Origin of the sequence: Craterilacuibacter sinensis, assembly GCF_009831765.1 — a bacterium.
Classification (GTDB): Bacteria; Pseudomonadota; Gammaproteobacteria; order Burkholderiales; family Chromobacteriaceae; genus Craterilacuibacter; species Craterilacuibacter sinensis.
In genome coordinates, this window is sequence record NZ_WSSB01000003.1 from 88,012 (window position 1) to 102,921 (window position 14,910).

General features: G+C 61.2%; 13 protein-coding genes. 5 read left to right on the plus strand and 8 right to left on the minus strand.

The genetic code is table 11. The features are described 5' to 3' along the window. Positions 1-72: 72 nt before the first annotated feature. The 6 genes from GQF02_RS04275 to hemP form a co-directional block, all read right to left on the minus strand. A complete protein-coding gene (locus GQF02_RS04275) occupies positions 73-861 on the minus strand; it encodes an ABC transporter ATP-binding protein (RefSeq protein ID WP_124735994.1) in 789 nt (262 codons plus the stop codon). Next, positions 854-1,846, minus strand: a complete 993-nt coding sequence (locus GQF02_RS04280; RefSeq protein ID WP_235930051.1) for a FecCD family ABC transporter permease — start codon at positions 1,844-1,846, stop codon at positions 854-856. Before GQF02_RS04280 ends, GQF02_RS04275 begins: the two co-directional genes overlap by 8 nt. A gap of 1 nt (position 1,847) precedes the next feature. Further along, positions 1,848-2,642: a heme/hemin ABC transporter substrate-binding protein gene (locus GQF02_RS04285; protein WP_160795098.1), complete on the minus strand. Its 795-nt coding sequence runs from the start codon at positions 2,640-2,642 to the stop codon at positions 1,848-1,850. After that, a complete protein-coding gene (locus tag GQF02_RS04290) occupies positions 2,635-3,681 on the minus strand; it encodes a hemin-degrading factor (RefSeq protein WP_235930052.1) in 1,047 nt (348 codons plus the stop codon). The genes GQF02_RS04285 and GQF02_RS04290 overlap by 8 nt, the downstream gene beginning before the upstream one ends. Before the next feature lie 41 nt (positions 3,682-3,722). Beyond that, entirely contained in the window at positions 3,723-5,936 is a 2,214-nt protein-coding gene (locus GQF02_RS04295) for a TonB-dependent hemoglobin/transferrin/lactoferrin family receptor (RefSeq protein ID WP_160795100.1), read from the minus strand. An 81-nt stretch (positions 5,937-6,017) separates the two neighbouring features. Further along, on the minus strand, positions 6,018-6,182 hold the full coding sequence (gene hemP, locus GQF02_RS16055; RefSeq protein WP_124735991.1) for a hemin uptake protein HemP: 165 nt from the start codon (positions 6,180-6,182) through the stop codon (positions 6,018-6,020). A 154-nt stretch (positions 6,183-6,336) separates the two neighbouring features. Here hemP and hutW point away from each other — a divergent pair, with 154 nt between their 5' ends. Genes hutW through GQF02_RS04315 form a run of 3 tightly spaced genes read left to right on the plus strand, consistent with a single transcriptional unit; the run spans position 6,337 to position 8,808 of the window. Beyond that, complete coding sequence (gene hutW / locus GQF02_RS04305; RefSeq protein ID WP_160795102.1) at positions 6,337-7,656, plus strand: heme anaerobic degradation radical SAM methyltransferase ChuW/HutW; 1,320 nt, start codon at positions 6,337-6,339, stop codon at positions 7,654-7,656. Between the two features lies 1 nt (position 7,657). Then, the gene (hutX, locus tag GQF02_RS15895) at positions 7,658-8,158 is read left to right on the plus strand and encodes a heme utilization cystosolic carrier protein HutX (protein WP_160795104.1); all 501 of its coding nucleotides are present in this window, start codon (positions 7,658-7,660) and stop codon (positions 8,156-8,158) included. Further along, positions 8,155-8,808, plus strand: coding sequence for an NAD(P)-dependent oxidoreductase (locus GQF02_RS04315; protein WP_160795106.1), 654 nt, complete (start codon positions 8,155-8,157; stop codon positions 8,806-8,808). The genes hutX and GQF02_RS04315 overlap by 4 nt, the downstream gene beginning before the upstream one ends. Before the next feature lie 72 nt (positions 8,809-8,880). On the opposite strand, the gene GQF02_RS04320 is transcribed toward GQF02_RS04315, so the two are convergent. Next, positions 8,881-11,106 carry a YgiQ family radical SAM protein gene (locus GQF02_RS04320; RefSeq protein WP_160795108.1) on the minus strand — a complete coding sequence of 742 codons (2,226 nt, stop codon included), beginning with the start codon at positions 11,104-11,106 and terminating at the stop codon, positions 8,881-8,883. A gap of 293 nt (positions 11,107-11,399) precedes the next feature. On the opposite strand from GQF02_RS04320, the gene GQF02_RS04325 reads away from it, so the two are divergent. Then, complete coding sequence (locus tag GQF02_RS04325) at positions 11,400-12,731, plus strand: serine hydrolase domain-containing protein (RefSeq protein ID WP_160795110.1); 1,332 nt, start codon at positions 11,400-11,402, stop codon at positions 12,729-12,731. A gap of 326 nt (positions 12,732-13,057) precedes the next feature. Further along, the gene (locus GQF02_RS04330; RefSeq protein WP_160795112.1) at positions 13,058-14,266 is read left to right on the plus strand and encodes a DUF1615 domain-containing protein; all 1,209 of its coding nucleotides are present in this window, start codon (positions 13,058-13,060) and stop codon (positions 14,264-14,266) included. Here the strand turns inward: GQF02_RS04330 and GQF02_RS04335 are convergent. Next, positions 14,263-14,814, minus strand: coding sequence for a DedA family protein (locus GQF02_RS04335; RefSeq protein ID WP_160795114.1), 552 nt, complete (start codon positions 14,812-14,814; stop codon positions 14,263-14,265). The genes GQF02_RS04330 and GQF02_RS04335 overlap by 4 nt on opposite strands. Between the last annotated feature and the right edge of the window lie 96 nt (positions 14,815-14,910).

Genomic DNA, 14,910 nt, shown 5'->3' on the forward strand with positions numbered 1-14,910 from the left:
GGTAGAAAAGCCCTGTCAGCCAGAGCTTGGCTCTATGCATCAACTTGGCTTAACGGTCAGACAAAGGCACGCTCAAAGCATGGAGGTGCTTGCCGCACTGGATAGCTGCCATCCGGCCACCTGCTGGCTGACCGCCAGCGGCCAGCGATAGACGCGCGAGAGCGCTGCCGGTTCCAGTACCTTGTCAGGGCTGCCATAGCCGACCAGCTTGCCCGCATCCAGCAAGGCCAGCCATGTAGCGTGGTTGGCCGCCAATGTCAGGTCGTGCAGTACTTCGATGACCGTATGTCCAGCTGCTGCCAGTGTTTGCAGCAAGCGCTGCAAACGGAATTGCTGGCGCAGATCCAGATGGTTGGTCGGTTCGTCCAGCAGCAGAACCTGAGCCTGCTGTGCCAGCGCGCGTGCGATGGCCGCCCGCTGGCGCTCCCCGCCGGAGAGGCTATCCAGCCGCTTGCCTGCCAGTTGTTCCAGCTCGCAGCGGGCCAGTGCCTCGTCCAGTACGGCTCGATCGGCTGCGCGTGGCTGGGAAAATGGTCCCAAATGCGGCATCCGGCCCAGTAATACGAATTCAGTAACCGTCAGCGGTAAACCGGCCGGTATGTGTTGCGGGACATAGGCGATGCGCTTTGCACGTTCGGCTGCGCTCAGTGCATAGACATCGTCACCGCCCAGAACTACCTGGCCGCAAGCGGGTTTTGCCAGCCCTGCCATCAGGCGCAGCAGGGTGGTTTTACCTGCGCCATTGGGGCCGAGCAAGGCACAGACCTGACCGGCGGGGACATGTAGCGACAGATTGTCGATGACTGTCCGATTCCCTCGCAGCAGGCTGATTTCATTCAGATCAAATACCATTTCAGCCATTGACTAGACTCCTTTGCTGGCGGGCAAATAGCCAGACGAAAAACGGCGGGCCGGCAAAAGCGGCAATCAGGCCAACCGGAATGTCGATCGGCCACACGACTGTGCGTGCCAGCGTGTCAGCTGCCAGCAGAAATAGTGCGCCCCCCCAGGCCGAAAGCAGGATCATGCGGCGTCTGCAGCCCCCAACCAGCACGGCGACCAGATTGGGCACCATCATGCCGACAAAGCCGATCACCCCCGACAAGGCGACGGCACCACCGGTCGCCAGCGCGGCACCGATGGCGGCCAGATACCGGGTACGCACGACATCGACGCCCAGCGAACGCGCGGCATCCTCACCCAGCAGCAGGCAATCCAGATCGCGTGCGATCCATAGCAGCAGTGCGATGCCGGTGAGCGCGACCAGGGCGCACGCACCCAGCCGCTCTGGTGTTGCCGCAGCCAGGTTGCCGGCAAGCCAGGCGCTGGCTGCGCGCAGTGTCAGATCATCAGACAGAAACAGCATCAGGCTGATCAGCGCGCCGCAAAACGCGCCGACCACCAGCCCCATCAGCAACAGGCCGGCAAGACCGCCGCGTACCAGCCGTGTCAGCGCCAGAATAAGCCAGGTCGCAGCCAAGCCACCTGCAAATGCGGCCAGAGGCAGGGGCAGGGCATGCCAGCCCAGTGCCAGCACGGCGACGACTGCGAGGGCTGCGCCACCCGAGGTGCCGATCAGGCCAGGGTCGGCCAGCGGATTGCGAAACAGCGCCTGTAGCGCGGCCCCGCTGGCAGCCAGTGCCGCGCCGACCAGAAGGGCGGTTGCGATGCGCGGCAGGCGCAGCGCCTGGGTTAGCGGATCGGATAAGTCGGGCCAGGCCAGCGCATCGCCCTGGCTTGCCAGCGCCAGTAGCGGCAGCAATAGCGTGGCTGCCAGTAATATGCCCATCAGGCGGTGCATCGGGTTCATGGTGCCAGGCGCAAGCCTTGTCTCGATAACGGCCATCTCAAAGCCTCCGCAAACGCTCGACGACGGCTGGGCTGTCCAGCGTCACCATCATGGCATCGCGCGCACTCAGTTCAACAACGTTGCCGGCCTTGCCTGCAGGGGTGGCCGCAATTTCCGGCCGGCGTGCGAAAACCGCCGCGCCACCATGTACCGGCGTATTGTGTGCGGCCAGTACGATTACATCCGGTGCCAGCGTGCGCCATGCCTCGCGCGACAGGGTTTTGTAGCCCTTGATCTGGCCGGCTGCATTCACGCCACCGGCGGCACGGATGAGCGTGTCGGCCGGCGTGCCGCTGCCGGCTACCATGGCGCCATCGTAGCTGATCAGGTAGCGGCGCCCATTGGCTGGGCGCGTGCCCATTTTTGTTTGCCAGTCACGTGCCAGGGTCGCGGCAGCAGCCGGTTTGCCGACCAGCGTGCCGACCCGCTGTATCGCCTGGGCAAAGTCACTGCCGTCCTCGGCCAGTGAGACTTCTTCGGCGCGTACACCGATGCGCTGTAGTTGCTGCCAGATGCCCGGCGGCTGCGCGGCGGCGCTGCCCAGTACCAGCGTCGGCCGGGCGCGGGCGATGGTTTCGGCCGAGAGTGAGCGGACAAAACCGATTTCGCCCGCATGCGCAAGTTCCGGCATGCGGCTTGAACGGTCGCGTCCGACGACTTCGCCAGCCGCACCCAGCGCGACCACGATTTCGGCTACATCACTGCTGACTACGACCAGACGTTCTGCCGCCTGTAAGGGCAGGGTGAATGACAAGGCCGCCAGTGTCAGCGTCCGGTTTACCCATTTATGCATCGTCGCTCTCCAGTGGCAGCAGTTCGCCCAGCAGTTTGCGCCATTCGATGCGCTCGCTTTGGCCGGGTTTGCGTTCGCCAAAGAATGTCACCAGTGATTCGCCCGCTTCGTTGAATAACTCCAGCGAGGTCACCGCGCCAGTGTCGCCCGGTTTGTGGGTCACCCAGGCTTCGGTGATCAGATCGGTGCGCAGGCGCAGCTTGAACTGTGCATCCAGTACATTCAGCCAGTTGCCGACAACCTTGACTTCATGTAGCGGGCCGGTGTGGATCTGGATGATGCCGCCATTGCCGGCAAACACCATAATCGGCAGGCCAATGGCCGCGGTACGGCGTAGCAAAACTTCCACGGCATCGGTACGGACTTGCCAGGCCTGTCCGGGCGGCGCAAGCCGGAAAGCTTGCTGGCGCGACAGTCCGTAGCGCCGCAGCAAGGGATGAAAAGCGTGTACATCGCCAAGGGCCAGCCAGTCGCGCTGGAATGCGGCAATGTCTATATCGCTGCTGGCAGCCTTGCTCTGCACCACCGTCGCCGCGTCTAGCTGCAGTGCTGTACGCGGGCAGGCAAAGCGCTCACGCAACGCATCGAATGCAGCGATATTGCTGCTGTCGCTCAGGAATACCTTTTGGATTGCATGTCCGTTACGGTCAAAGAACTGCAGCGCGCGCCTGATGCCTTCTGTACCCGCCGTGACTTGCGCATAAGCATGCGCCCAGCCGAACAGGAAAAAGCGCAGGTCGATCACCGGGTTGATGGCCAGGCCTACTTTGCCGTCGAACTGCACATTGCCGTAGTGGCCGGTCAACTCATGGACGCAGGCACTGTTGTGTGCCAGTGCGGTCACTTCGCCCAAGGCCGCGATGGCGGACAGCAAGGCCGGCCAGTCTGAAGTATCCAGCCGGGTAGCGGCCGGGTCGGCATGCACCAGTTCGCATTCGGTGATGCCCAGTTGTGCCGCGGTGTCGCGCGGGTAAAGTGCGCCTTCCTGTGCGCGTAACAGCGCCAGTTGGGCCATCAGGTTCGGTGGTGCGGTTTCCATTCGTGTTCTCCTTGTTTTTTCGGTCAGGTCAGTACTGCCGCTTAAAAGCTGTAGTTGTAGCTGGCGCTAAAGTTGCGCCCGGGTTGGGTGTAGCGCTCAAGTACCGCATCGCCTGCGCTCAGTCCGCGTACGTCGGCGCTATTCCAGTACTTGCGGTCGGTCAGGTTGAAAATGCCGGCCCGTACGGTGTGGTGCTTATCCGCTTGCCAATAGGCGGTCAGATCCAGTGTCGCGTAAGCGGGCGTCTTGAACTGGTGCGCTTCTGCAACACGGCGTTTTTGGGATACGGCTTTGACAAAGGCCTCGGCGCCCCATGTTTCGCTGTCGTAGCGCAGGCCGGCAACGGCCGTTAGCGGGGCGACCGAGTTCAGGGGGCGATCGTCGGTTTCATTGCTGCCCTGTGCCCAGGCTACGCTGCCCGCCAGACGCCAGCCGGGTGCAAAGCGCCAGCCTGCCTTGGCTTCTACGCCATGGATGCGGACTTTGCCGATATTCTGGTACTGGGATTCAAAACTGCCCGGACGGGTGCTGCTGCCGATACCGTTGCCGTTGCTGTCGCCTTGCAAGGTGACCAGTTCGATAAAGTCGCGGTAATGATTGGCGTAGGCGGTCAGGCCAAAATCGGCATGCTGCCAGTTGCCCTTGAGCCCCAACTCGATGCCACGGCTGGTTTCGGAGTGGAGATTCGGGTTGGCCACGACTTCGTAACCGTGGGCATGGTTGGCATACACCATATTGGCATCGTCAAATGGCGGTGCTCTAAACCCGGTAGAGAGCTGTAAAAAGCCGGTGTAATGTTCGGCAAACGGCAGCGCCAGACCAAACTTGGGGGAGAAGGCATTGTCGCTGAACGAGGGGGCCGCACCGTCAGGGTTGGCGTTCAGATAAGCCTGATCGGTGTGGGCGCGCATGCGGTAGTAGTCCCAGCGCAGGCTGGGCGAGGCGACAAGCCCGCTGGCGAAGCGGATTTCATCTTGCACGAATACACCTACGCGATCGGATGTGCTGTCCGGGAAGGTCTTGCTGGGGAAGGTTTCGCCGGCGATGACGTTGCTGCTGCTGCCGTTGGCCTTGATCTCTACTTTGTCGCGCGGGCGGCTGGTGTCGGTACGGCTGGCATCCAGCCCCCATGCCAGCTGGTGGGTGAGGCCGGCCAGATCGAATTGCTGGCGGGCGTCGAGTGTCAGGCCTTTGCTTTGCTGTTCAAAGCCGTAATTGGAAATGCGGCGTGCGCCATTGCTGCGCCATTCAATGCTGTCATCGCTATTGTCGAGCTTCTGGGTATAGAGCTTGACCGATAGCTGGTCGAATACACCGATATCGTCAGCCTGCCAGGCCAGCGAAATACGATCACGTGCCACGGTGTCGGCCGCGTTCATTTGCAGGATGCCTGCGCTGTACTTGTCAGCGGTAGTGCGTGCGCTGATTACATCGGTATCGGTCTGGCGCCGGTAGTGGTCCAGTGCCAGCTCCAGCCGCTGACCCGCCACGGGCTGCCAGCCAAGCTTGGCCAGTACGCTGTCGCTCGTCCAGTCCTGCGGGTTGGGCGTGGTGCGGTTTTTGGCGCTATCTGGATTGCTTGCACTGTTGCTGCCCTGGTTGCGGGTCTCATGGCCACGGCGATGGGTCGCGACCAGCATCGCATCTGTGTTCTCGCCCTTGAGTGCCAGTCTGGCGCTCAGACCGGTCGAGTTGTCGGCACTGCTGCCGAACAGCTTGACGTCACCGCCCATGTTTTCACCGGTTTGCAGCAAGTCTTCGGCTTGCAATGTGCGATAGCCGACTACGCCACCGATGGCGTCCGAGCCGTACAGGCTGGAAAACGGCCCTTTGACGATATCGATCGCACGCAAGGTTTCCAGATCGAGGTAGTCGCGACCGGAAGTAAAGCCGTTGGCATTGCCGCCGCCGGCGTAGGCATCCGGCAGGCGAATGCCGTCGACCAGCATCAGAATGCGGTTGCCGTCAATGCCGCGGATGGTATAGCCGGCATTGCCGCGGCGGGCAGGGTCGCTGGCAACTTCGACACCGGGCTCGTACTTGACGGCCTCGGCGATATCGCCTGCCAGCGTTGCATCCAGCTTGTGGCGCGATACAACCACCGCATTGGGGGCCGTTTCAGCCAGTACTTTTGCTGTGCGGTGGGCGGTAACTTCGACGGTTTCCAGTCTATCGAGCTGGACCGATGTTTCGGCAAAAGCCGGCCATGCCGAGGCAAGGCCGATCAGTAATGGGGTCAGATGAAAGCGGGCCATGCAAACTCCCTGGCGGGTTGTTGGCTGGCTGGCGCAAACGCGGGCTGGCTGGGTGAATAGGGCGGGAGGGTCCCGCGAGGACTATTTGGTGAGAATCAACTTGTTATTGCTGGTCAGGCTGAGGCGATAGACCTCGCCGGCATGTTCTATTTTGATTTCCCGGGTATGGCTGAACAGCTGCTGGCTTTGTAAGGCCGGTGTGCTTGTCGGGATGGTGAGGGCTGGGTTAACGCGCGGTTTGTTCATGTTGCGACCTTTATTTTGATTTCGCAAATGATAATGATTCTCAGTAAGAAGTGCAATTGTTAGTTGTTATTGTTGCAAATGAGACACATTATCATTTAGCCTAGAGAGGCCAGCCACCGCCAGCACGTCATTTTTCCGTCCAACTGGAGACTTCATGGCTGACGCCTCATCTGCTGTACTACCTTTTTCCACCCGCCGTGCATTGATGCCGATGTGGGGGCAGAGCCCGCTGGCACCAAGCCAGTGGCCGGAGCGCTGGTCGCAACTGCAAGCGGCAACCCTGCCGGATAATGCCCTTGCCTATGTTCATATCCCTTTTTGTGCCAACCACTGCGTTTTCTGCGGCTTTTACCGCAATGGCTGGAACCCTGAATCGGCTCGCCGCTATACCGACCGCCTGATCGCTGAACTGGAGGCGGATGCCGCCAGACGTGCACCCGGTGGCAGCATCCAGGCCCTGTATCTGGGGGGCGGTACGCCGACCCTGCTTGCGGCAGAAGATCTGGCGCGCTTGCTGGACGCACTGCGCGCTACGCTGCCGCTGAGCGATGACTGCGAGATCACCGTCGAGGGGCGCATCTCGCATTTCACCCCGGAGAAGGTGGATGCTTGCCTTGCCAGCGGAGCCAACCGTTTCTCGATTGGCGTGCAGACTTTTGATTCGGCCATCCGCCGTCGGCTCGGCCGCAAACATCCGGGGGATGAGGCGGCTGATTATCTTGCCTGGCTGGCTGCTTATAGCGGGCAGGTTGTCGTTGCCGACCTGATTTTCGGTTTGCCGGGGCAAAGCGAAGCAATCTGGCGGCGAGACCTTGAAATCGCTCTCGGGCTTGGCCTTGCCGGGCTTGATGTTTACGCCTTCAACCTGATGCCGCAATTGCCGATTGTGCGCATGATAGAAAAAGGTGCCTTTCCGCCAGCCCCCGGGCTTGCCGAGCAATTGCAGCAATACCGCATTGCATGCCAGCTATTTGCCGATGCCGGCTGGGCGCAGTTATCGAATAGCCATTTTGGCACGCCGGATGGTGGTGAGCGTAACCGTTACAACCTGGCCATCAAGTCGGGTGCGCCCTGTCTTGCTTTTGGTGCCGGTGCCGGCGGCAATCTGGCCGGTATCAGTTATGCGGTAGAGCCTGATCTGGCCCGCTATCTTGAGACGCCATCAGCACAAAAGCCGCTCGCCCGCATGGCACGCGCAGCGACGGGCAACCACTGGTTACCCGTCTTGCAAGGCGAAATCGAAACCGGATGCTTCAGGCTGGCGGCTTTGCCTCGCCCCGAACTGACCCTGCCGCTATTGCAGCATTGGGCGGGGCAGGGCCTGTTGTGGCTGGATGACTCGCATGCCCGCCTGACAACGGAAGGTCGTTTCTGGGGCCCCACCATGATGCGGCAACTCGCCGATACCTTGCAGCCGGCCAATCATGCCGGCCATGCCGTCGCGCTTCACCCCCATTGCACACGTAAGGACTAGTATGACCAATACAAAACTGATCGAAATCAAGGACCGTCTTTCCCGTAATCCCGGTGTCGTGCTGGAAGCCCTGGCCGAGAAAAGCGGTTTGAGCACGGCGGAAGTGATCGAGTGTCTGCCGGAATCCATGTGGAAAAAGCGCGCAGGCAGCGATTGCGTCGAGGTCTTGCAGGCTTTACCGGCATTAGGCGATGTGACGGTGATTGTGCATACCGCCGATGGCATTTTTGAGTTTGGCGGGCGTTTTCCCGAAGGTGAGACCGGCCATGGTTTCTACAATCTCAAGAACCATAGCGGGCTGCATGGTCATTTGCGCGCCAACCGCTGCCAGTGCATTTATCTGGTCGAGCGGCCGTTTATGGGGCGCGATAGCGCAAGCCTGCTCTTTACCAATCAGGAGGGCGGGATCATGTTCAAGGTGTTTGCCGGGCGAAATGCAGACGGGGCGCTGGATCCGCTGCAACTCGCCGCGCTACGCAAGCTGTGCGAGGCGACGGCATGAACGATTTGCTGATCTTTGGTGCCAGCCGGAATAGTGGTTATTTGCTGGCACAGCAGGCTCGTGCGCAGGGTTTGAAGGTTGCCGCGCTGGCCCGTCCCGGACGGGGTGCAGGCCTGGCCGGGCTGGGTGTTACGGTGGTAGAGGGTGATGCCTTCAATGCCGAGGATTGTTTGCGCGCACTGGCTTTGACACAGCCAAGGCAAGTCGTCAGCTTGCTGGGCGGCAAGGACAGTACGGGCCGGCGAATTGACGAGACCGGCAATATCAATGTGATTGCCGCGTGCGAGCAGTGCGGTGTTGAACGCGCCTTGCTGGTGACCAGCTTTGGTTGCGGTGACCTCGCGCCTTTGCTCTCTGCTCAGGCCGCCAGCTTGCTGGGAGAGGCGCTTGCTGCCAAAAGCCGCGCAGAAGTGCGCTGGCAACAAAGCCCGCTCGCGATCACGCTGTTGCGCCCCGGCGGGCTTAGCCACGCCCCAGCAAGCGGTCGCTGGCAGTTGCATGATGGCAGCCGTGGTAGCGGTGCGACGCTAGCCCGCGCCGATCTGGCTCTGGCCATTCTCGCGCTACTTGCCGACTCGGCAAGCGTAGGCCAAGTGCTGTGTGTGAGTGCGCGCGGGGCAGAAGATGGCGGGGCCATCGCAGATCGTTAATTAGTAAAATGCGGCGGTGTGAAAACAACAGCCCGGCTTTTGCCGGGCTGTTGTTATATGGAAGACGGCTAATTAGCGCTTGCCGCTTTTGGGTGGCCGTCCTGCCGGTTTGCTGGTGTTGCGTGCGGTGGGCAGTTTTCTGTCCTGAGTCTGGCCATTGCTGCGGACACTGCCCGTCGCGCGACGCGGGTTGCCGGCTGGGCTCTGGCGCGGGCTGCCTTGCTTGCCAAAGCCTGGCTTGTCTTCGACACCCCATGGCGGCACCAGATGCTGCGGGCCATTACCGATCAGGTCGGCGCGGCCCATATCTTCCAGTGCATTGCGTATGGTCGGCCAGTTTTTCGGGTCATGAAAACGCAGGAAGGCCTTGTGCAGGCGGCGGCGTGCCGGATCGCGCACTGCGTCGACTTTTTCCGAGCTGCGCGCCAGTTTTTTCAGCGGGTTGCGGCCGGTGTGCCACATGGTGGTGGCCAGCGCCATCGGCGTCGGGGTAAAGGTCTGCACCTGGTCCGGACGGAAGCCGTTGTCCTTGATCCACAGTGCCAGATTCAGCATGTCCTCGTCGCTGGTGCCCGGGTGGGCGGCGATAAAGTAGGGGATCAGATACTGCTTTTTGCCCGCCTGCTTGCTGTAGCGCTCGAACAGTTCCTTGAAGCGGTAGTAGCTGCCGATGCCCGGCTTCATCATCTTGGACAGCGTGCCTTCTTCGGTGTGCTCGGGCGCGATCTTCAGGTAGCCGCTGACATGGTGGGTCACCAGTTCCTTCACGTACTCGGGCGAGCGCACCGCCAGGTCATAGCGTACGCCCGAACCGATGGTCAGACGCTTGACGCCGGGCAGGGTGCGCGCCTTGCGGTAGAGCTGGATCAGCGGGCCATGGTCGGTGTTCATGTTCTCGCAGATGTCCGGATAGACGCAGGACAGGCGCCGGCATGAGGCCTCGATTTTTTCGTCCTTGCAGGTCAGGCGGTACATATTGGCAGTCGGGCCACCCAGATCGGAAATATGTCCGGTAAAGCCTTCGGTCTTGTCGCGGATTTCCTCGATTTCGCCCAGGATGCTGGCTTCCGAGCGGCTCTGGATGATGCGGCCCTCGTGTTCGGTAATCGAGCAGAAGGTGCAGCCGCCAAAGCAGCCGCGCATGATATTGACCGAGAAGCGGATCATCTCCCACGCCGGAATATTGGCGCCTTCATAGACCGGATGCGGGTTGCGTGCATAGTCCAGCCCGTACACATAATCCATTTCCGGTGTCGTCAGCGGAATCGGTGGCGGGTTCATCCAGACATCGCGTTCGCCGTGGGTCTGCACCAGTGCGCGTGCATTACCGGGGTTGGATTCCAGATGCAGGGTGCGGCTGGCGTGGGCATACAGTACCGGGTCGTAGGCCACGGCTTCGAAAGCCGGGATGCGGATCACGGTCTTGGCGCGTTCGGCGCGGCGTGCGGCGAGGCGCTCTTCGCGGCTGACGATGCGGATGGTCTTGGGCGCATCCGGCGCAGCCGCGCTGTCGCAGGCCGCTTCTGTTGCCTGGGTAGTGTCGATATACGGGTTGATATGGCTGTCGATGCGGCCGGGCACGTCGACCGTGCTGGAGTCCATTTCGGTCCAGCCTTCGGGCCGCCAGCCATAAGGCACCATAAAGGAGGTGCCGCGCACATCGCGGATATCGGCCAGACGCTCGCCGGCGGCGGCGCGGTGTGCCACTTCAACCAGTGCGCGCTCGGCGTTGCCGAACAGCAGCATGTCGGCCTTGGAGTACACCAGTGCCGACTGGCGCACTTTTTCGCTCCAGTAGTCATACTGTGCGATGCGGCGTAAGGAGGCTTCGATGCCGCCGACCATGATGTCGGTGCCGGGATAGGCTTCGCGGCAACGCTGGGCATAGACGGCCACGGCGCGGTCCGGGCGCTTGCCGGCCACACCGGCGGCGGTGTAGGCATCGTCCGAACGGGGTTTGCGGTCAGCCGTGTAGTGGTTGACCATCGAATCCATATTGCCGGCCGAGACGCCGAAAAACAGCCGTGGCTTGCCCAGTGCCTTGAAGTCTTCGGCCGAATGCCAGTCCGGCTGGCTGATAATGCCGACCTTGAAGCCCTGGTCTTCCAGCAGGCGGCCTATCAGTGCCATGCCGAAGCTGGGGTGATCGATATAGGCGTCACCGGTCACCAGAATAATGTCGCACGCGTTCCAGCCTAGCTGCTTCATCTCGATGCGGCTCATAGGCAGGAAGGGGGCGCTTTTGTGTTTTTTATTGGAACGCAGGGCGTGGATGGGTGTGGTGGTGACGTCGGTCATGGCTGGGCTTCAATTCGGCAAGGCGCGCATTGTGCCAGAAATGGCGGGTTTTTTCATGGTTTTTTGTTGATTTTCATTGACATAGCCCTTTTTGGCTCAGGGTTAAAACTGTGCTTTGCCATGCTGTTGTTGTGTGCCTGACCGGGTTTTTGCCTGCCGTGCGCTCAATATTTCTTGTTATTTAGATACTTGTTACTACCTTTTATGGCGTAAACGTGTTTAAACTCACCGCCTTTGCTGCCCGCTGCTTCTTTTGCCACAGTGGGCGTGTATTTCATTTGGGAGTGATCTGCATGTCTTTCTGTACCCGATCCATTCGTGCCAGCCTGGGCGCTCTGCTGGTGTGGGTTGCCTTCGCGCCGGTGCAGGCGGCTGGCAATCTTGCCGTGCCGGATGCGGCCGCGAGCGACCCGGCTGCCTTGGGCTGGATGGTCGGTTCGCCGCCACCGCCCGAGCGTATGGTGCGCTTCGATGATGGCAGCTATTTCAAGTTTCCGGCCATGCGCTGGAGCGTGTCCCATTTTCGCCAGCTGATGCCGACGGTGAATGTTTCGCGCGGGCTGGGTGCGCCGGTGCCTTTGCCGTACAAGCTGCGTAGCGAGATTGATGCGTTGCGCTTTACCCCCTTGGGTGCCACAGAGACCATGACTTGGGGCGAGTCGCTGGGGGCTAATTACACCGATGGTATCGTGGTGCTGCATAAGGGCCGTGTCGTTTACGAGCGCTATTTTGGCGTATTGAAGGACGACGGCCAGCATGGCGCGATGTCGGTCACCAAATCGCTGGTTGGTACGCTGGGCGCGATGCTGGTGGCCGAAGGCAAGCTGGATGCGGGCAAGCCGGTATCGGCTTATCTGCCCGAGCTGGCCGGTTCGGCCTTTGGCGATGCTACCGTGCGTCAGGTGCTGGACATGACGACAGGCCTGCAGTTTAGCGAAGATTATGCCAATCCCAAGGCCGAGGTGTGGGCGCATGCCGCTGCCGGCAGCCCGCTGCCCAAGCCCAAGGATTACACCGGCCCGCGCAGCTATTACGAGTTTTTGCAGACGGTGAAAAAGCAGGGTGAGCATGGCGCGGCCTTCGGCTACAAGACGGCCAACACCGATGCGCTGGGCTGGATTATCGCCCGTGTGACCGGGCGCTCGGTGGCCGAGCTTTTGTCCGAGCGCGTATGGCGCCGTATGGGAGCGGAGCAGGATGCCTACTTTACCGTTGACTCGACCGGCACGCCGTTTGCCGGTGGCGGGCTGAATGCCGGCTTGCGCGATCTGGCGCGTTTTGGCGAGATGATGCGTAATAACGGCCGCTTTAACGGGCAGCAGATTATTCCGCGCGTGGCGGTCGAGGATATCCGCCATGGCGGCAAACCGGCCGATTTTGCCAAGGCCGGCTACAAGCTGTTGCCGGGCTGGAGCTACCGCAATATGTGGTGGGTGACGCATAACGAGCACGGTGCTTACGCTGCGCGCGGGGTATACGGGCAAACCATTTATATCGACCCCAAGGCCGAAATGGTGATTGCGCGCTATGCCTCCAACCCGGTGGCCGGCAATGCGGCCAATGATCCGACCTCGCTGCCGGCTTACCATATGCTGGCCAAGCACCTGATGGGTGTTGCCAAGTAAAGTGCTGGGCGTCGCGCTTGTCAGCAAGGGGCAGGGCCATGGCGGCCTTGCCCCTTTTTTTAGGCGTTGTCCCAGTGATGAGTGGGTGCTTGCATAGAATGTTTAGCGTTGATCGCACTTTGACAAGGAGAGCGGAAACTGCCTAGTGAAACGTCAGACCGTCTTGCGCCGCAGGGGGGGGCTTACCCTTGGGCGAAATGTGCTGGTACGGCATCCTGTTTAAGTGGGCTGTCGCCTTTTTTGCGTCGCCAGTGCGGCGCAATACATTGCCGCCAGCGGGGCGATCGCCTATGCTCGCGCTTTTAAATATTGAAGATGGGTAGCTCGTGTCGCGTGTCCTTGTTCTGCTTGGCTGTACCCTGATTCTTTCTGCCTGTGCCACACAGCAGGCGCCGGTGCCGGTCGTGGTTGCGCCGGCTGTTGTGCCCGAGTTGCCGCCGTTACCGGTGGCGCCCGCTGTCGTGCCGGTGCTTGCGCCAGTGGCCGAGCCTAAGCCTGCGGTGAAGGTGGTACCGCAGGTGAGCGAAGCCGAAGGGCGGGTGCTGCTGGATCGGTTATTGCCGGCCAAGGTGTCGCCGCGTGCCGGCTGGCGTGAAGATATTCTGTCGGCTTTTAGCGCACAGAAAATTCCGTATACGGCGCAAAACTTTTGTGCGGCGCTGGCGGTGATCGAGCAGGAGTCAAGCTGGCAGGCCGACCCGACGGTGCCGGGCCTGCCCGGCATGGTGTGGGGCGCCATCGAGGAGCGCGCCGGGCGTTACCATGTGCCGCTGGCGCTGGCCAAGACCGCTTTTTTGAAGGGCTCGCCCGATGGACGCAGCTATAAGACGCGTATCGACAGTCTGCGTACCGAAAGGGAAGTGAGTGAACTGTTTGATGATATGGCGGCCGATGCCGTGCGTTATGGCTTGCCGGTGGGGATGAAAAATCCGATCCGTACCGGCGGGCCGATGCAGGTCAGTGTGGCTTTTGCCGAATCGCAGGTAGAGGCCTGGCCTTATCCTTATATCCGGCGTGGCAGCATACGCAGCGAGGTGTTCAGTCGTCGTGGCGGGCTTTATTTCGGTATCGCCAATCTGTTGCAGTATCCGGCGCCGTATAGCGAGATGAAATACCGCTTTGCCGACTTTAATGCCGGGCGCTACTCCAGCCGCAATGCCGCCTTCCAGGCTGCCTTGTCGTCCTTGTCCGGCCAGCGCCTGACGCTGGATGGCGATCTGCTGAATTACCGCGCCGGTGGCGCGCAGAGCGAAACCTCGCAAGTGTTGCAGGCTCTGGCTGGCCGTCTGGGCATGAGTCCTGACGCGATGGCGCGCGATTTGAAAATGGAAAAGCTGGCAGGTTTTGGTCAGAGTGCCTTGTACCGCAAGGTGTTCGAGTTGGCGACGCGCGAGCAGGGGCGGGCCTTGCCGCGTGCCATCATGCCGCAGATAGACCTGAAAAGCCCCAAAATCAGCCGCAAGCTCACCACCGAATGGTTTGCCGGGCGTGTGGACTGGCGTTATCAGGCCTGCCTTGCGCGCGCGCCGCGTTAAGCGTGCGGGCGAAGTTTGCGCCAGAGCAGGAATAGGCTGCCCGCGCACACGATGGTGATAAGGATGGCTTCTTCCAGATGTTTGAGTTCGCCCAGCAGCAAGGTCAGCGCACTGCCGAAGACATAACCTAAGCTTGCGAACAGGTTGGCCCAGATGGCAGCGCCAATGGCGTTGTAAAAGGCGAAGGTGGCAAAGGGAATGCGGCTCATGCCCATGATGGCTGGGCCGGCGGTGCGCAGGCCCAGCATGAAACGTATGCTGATAATGAGCGGGGCATGCCATTTGTCCAGCAGGGTATTGATGCGCGGCGTATGGCGGGCCAGTGCCGGAAAGCGGGCCAATAGCCATTGGCCGCGCCAGCGCCCCAGGCTGAAAGCCAGCATGTCGCCGCAAAATCCGCCGGCGGCAGCGACTGCCATGACCCAGGGCAGGCTCAGCCAGCCGCGGTGCGCGGCAAAGCCGGCGGCAAGCAAAACGGTTTCGCCTTCGATGGCTGTGCCGGCAAACAGGGCGTAGTAGCCGTACTGGTCGATCAGCGTGCTGAGCATGGTGTGGGCTATGGGGTGGATGTGTGCCTAGTGTAAACGCTGCATGGCAGTTCGTGCAGCCATGCAAAAAGCCTCGACCGGAGTCGAGGCTTTCTG

What these genes read in the sequence shown, in the direction of transcription:
- GQF02_RS04275 (WP_124735994.1), bottom strand. Translation starts at nt 861, where the DNA reads ATGGCTGAAATGGTATTTGATCTGAATGAAATCAGCCTGCTGCGAGGG.
- GQF02_RS04280 (WP_235930051.1), bottom strand. Translation starts at nt 1,846, where the DNA reads ATGGCCGTTATCGAGACAAGGCTTGCGCCTGGCACCATGAACCCGATG.
- GQF02_RS04285 (WP_160795098.1), bottom strand. Translation starts at nt 2,642, where the DNA reads ATGCATAAATGGGTAAACCGGACGCTGACACTGGCGGCCTTGTCATTC.
- GQF02_RS04290 (WP_235930052.1), bottom strand. Translation starts at nt 3,681, where the DNA reads ATGGAAACCGCACCACCGAACCTGATGGCCCAACTGGCGCTGTTACGC.
- GQF02_RS04295 (WP_160795100.1), bottom strand. Translation starts at nt 5,936, where the DNA reads ATGGCCCGCTTTCATCTGACCCCATTACTGATCGGCCTTGCCTCGGCA.
- hemP (WP_124735991.1), bottom strand. Translation starts at nt 6,182, where the DNA reads ATGAACAAACCGCGCGTTAACCCAGCCCTCACCATCCCGACAAGCACA.
- hutW (WP_160795102.1), top strand. Translation starts at nt 6,337, where the DNA reads ATGGCTGACGCCTCATCTGCTGTACTACCTTTTTCCACCCGCCGTGCA.
- hutX (WP_160795104.1), top strand. Translation starts at nt 7,658, where the DNA reads ATGACCAATACAAAACTGATCGAAATCAAGGACCGTCTTTCCCGTAAT.
- GQF02_RS04315 (WP_160795106.1), top strand. Translation starts at nt 8,155, where the DNA reads ATGAACGATTTGCTGATCTTTGGTGCCAGCCGGAATAGTGGTTATTTG.
- GQF02_RS04320 (WP_160795108.1), bottom strand. Translation starts at nt 11,106, where the DNA reads ATGACCGACGTCACCACCACACCCATCCACGCCCTGCGTTCCAATAAA.
- GQF02_RS04325 (WP_160795110.1), top strand. Translation starts at nt 11,400, where the DNA reads ATGTCTTTCTGTACCCGATCCATTCGTGCCAGCCTGGGCGCTCTGCTG.
- GQF02_RS04335 (WP_160795114.1), bottom strand. Translation starts at nt 14,814, where the DNA reads ATGCTCAGCACGCTGATCGACCAGTACGGCTACTACGCCCTGTTTGCC.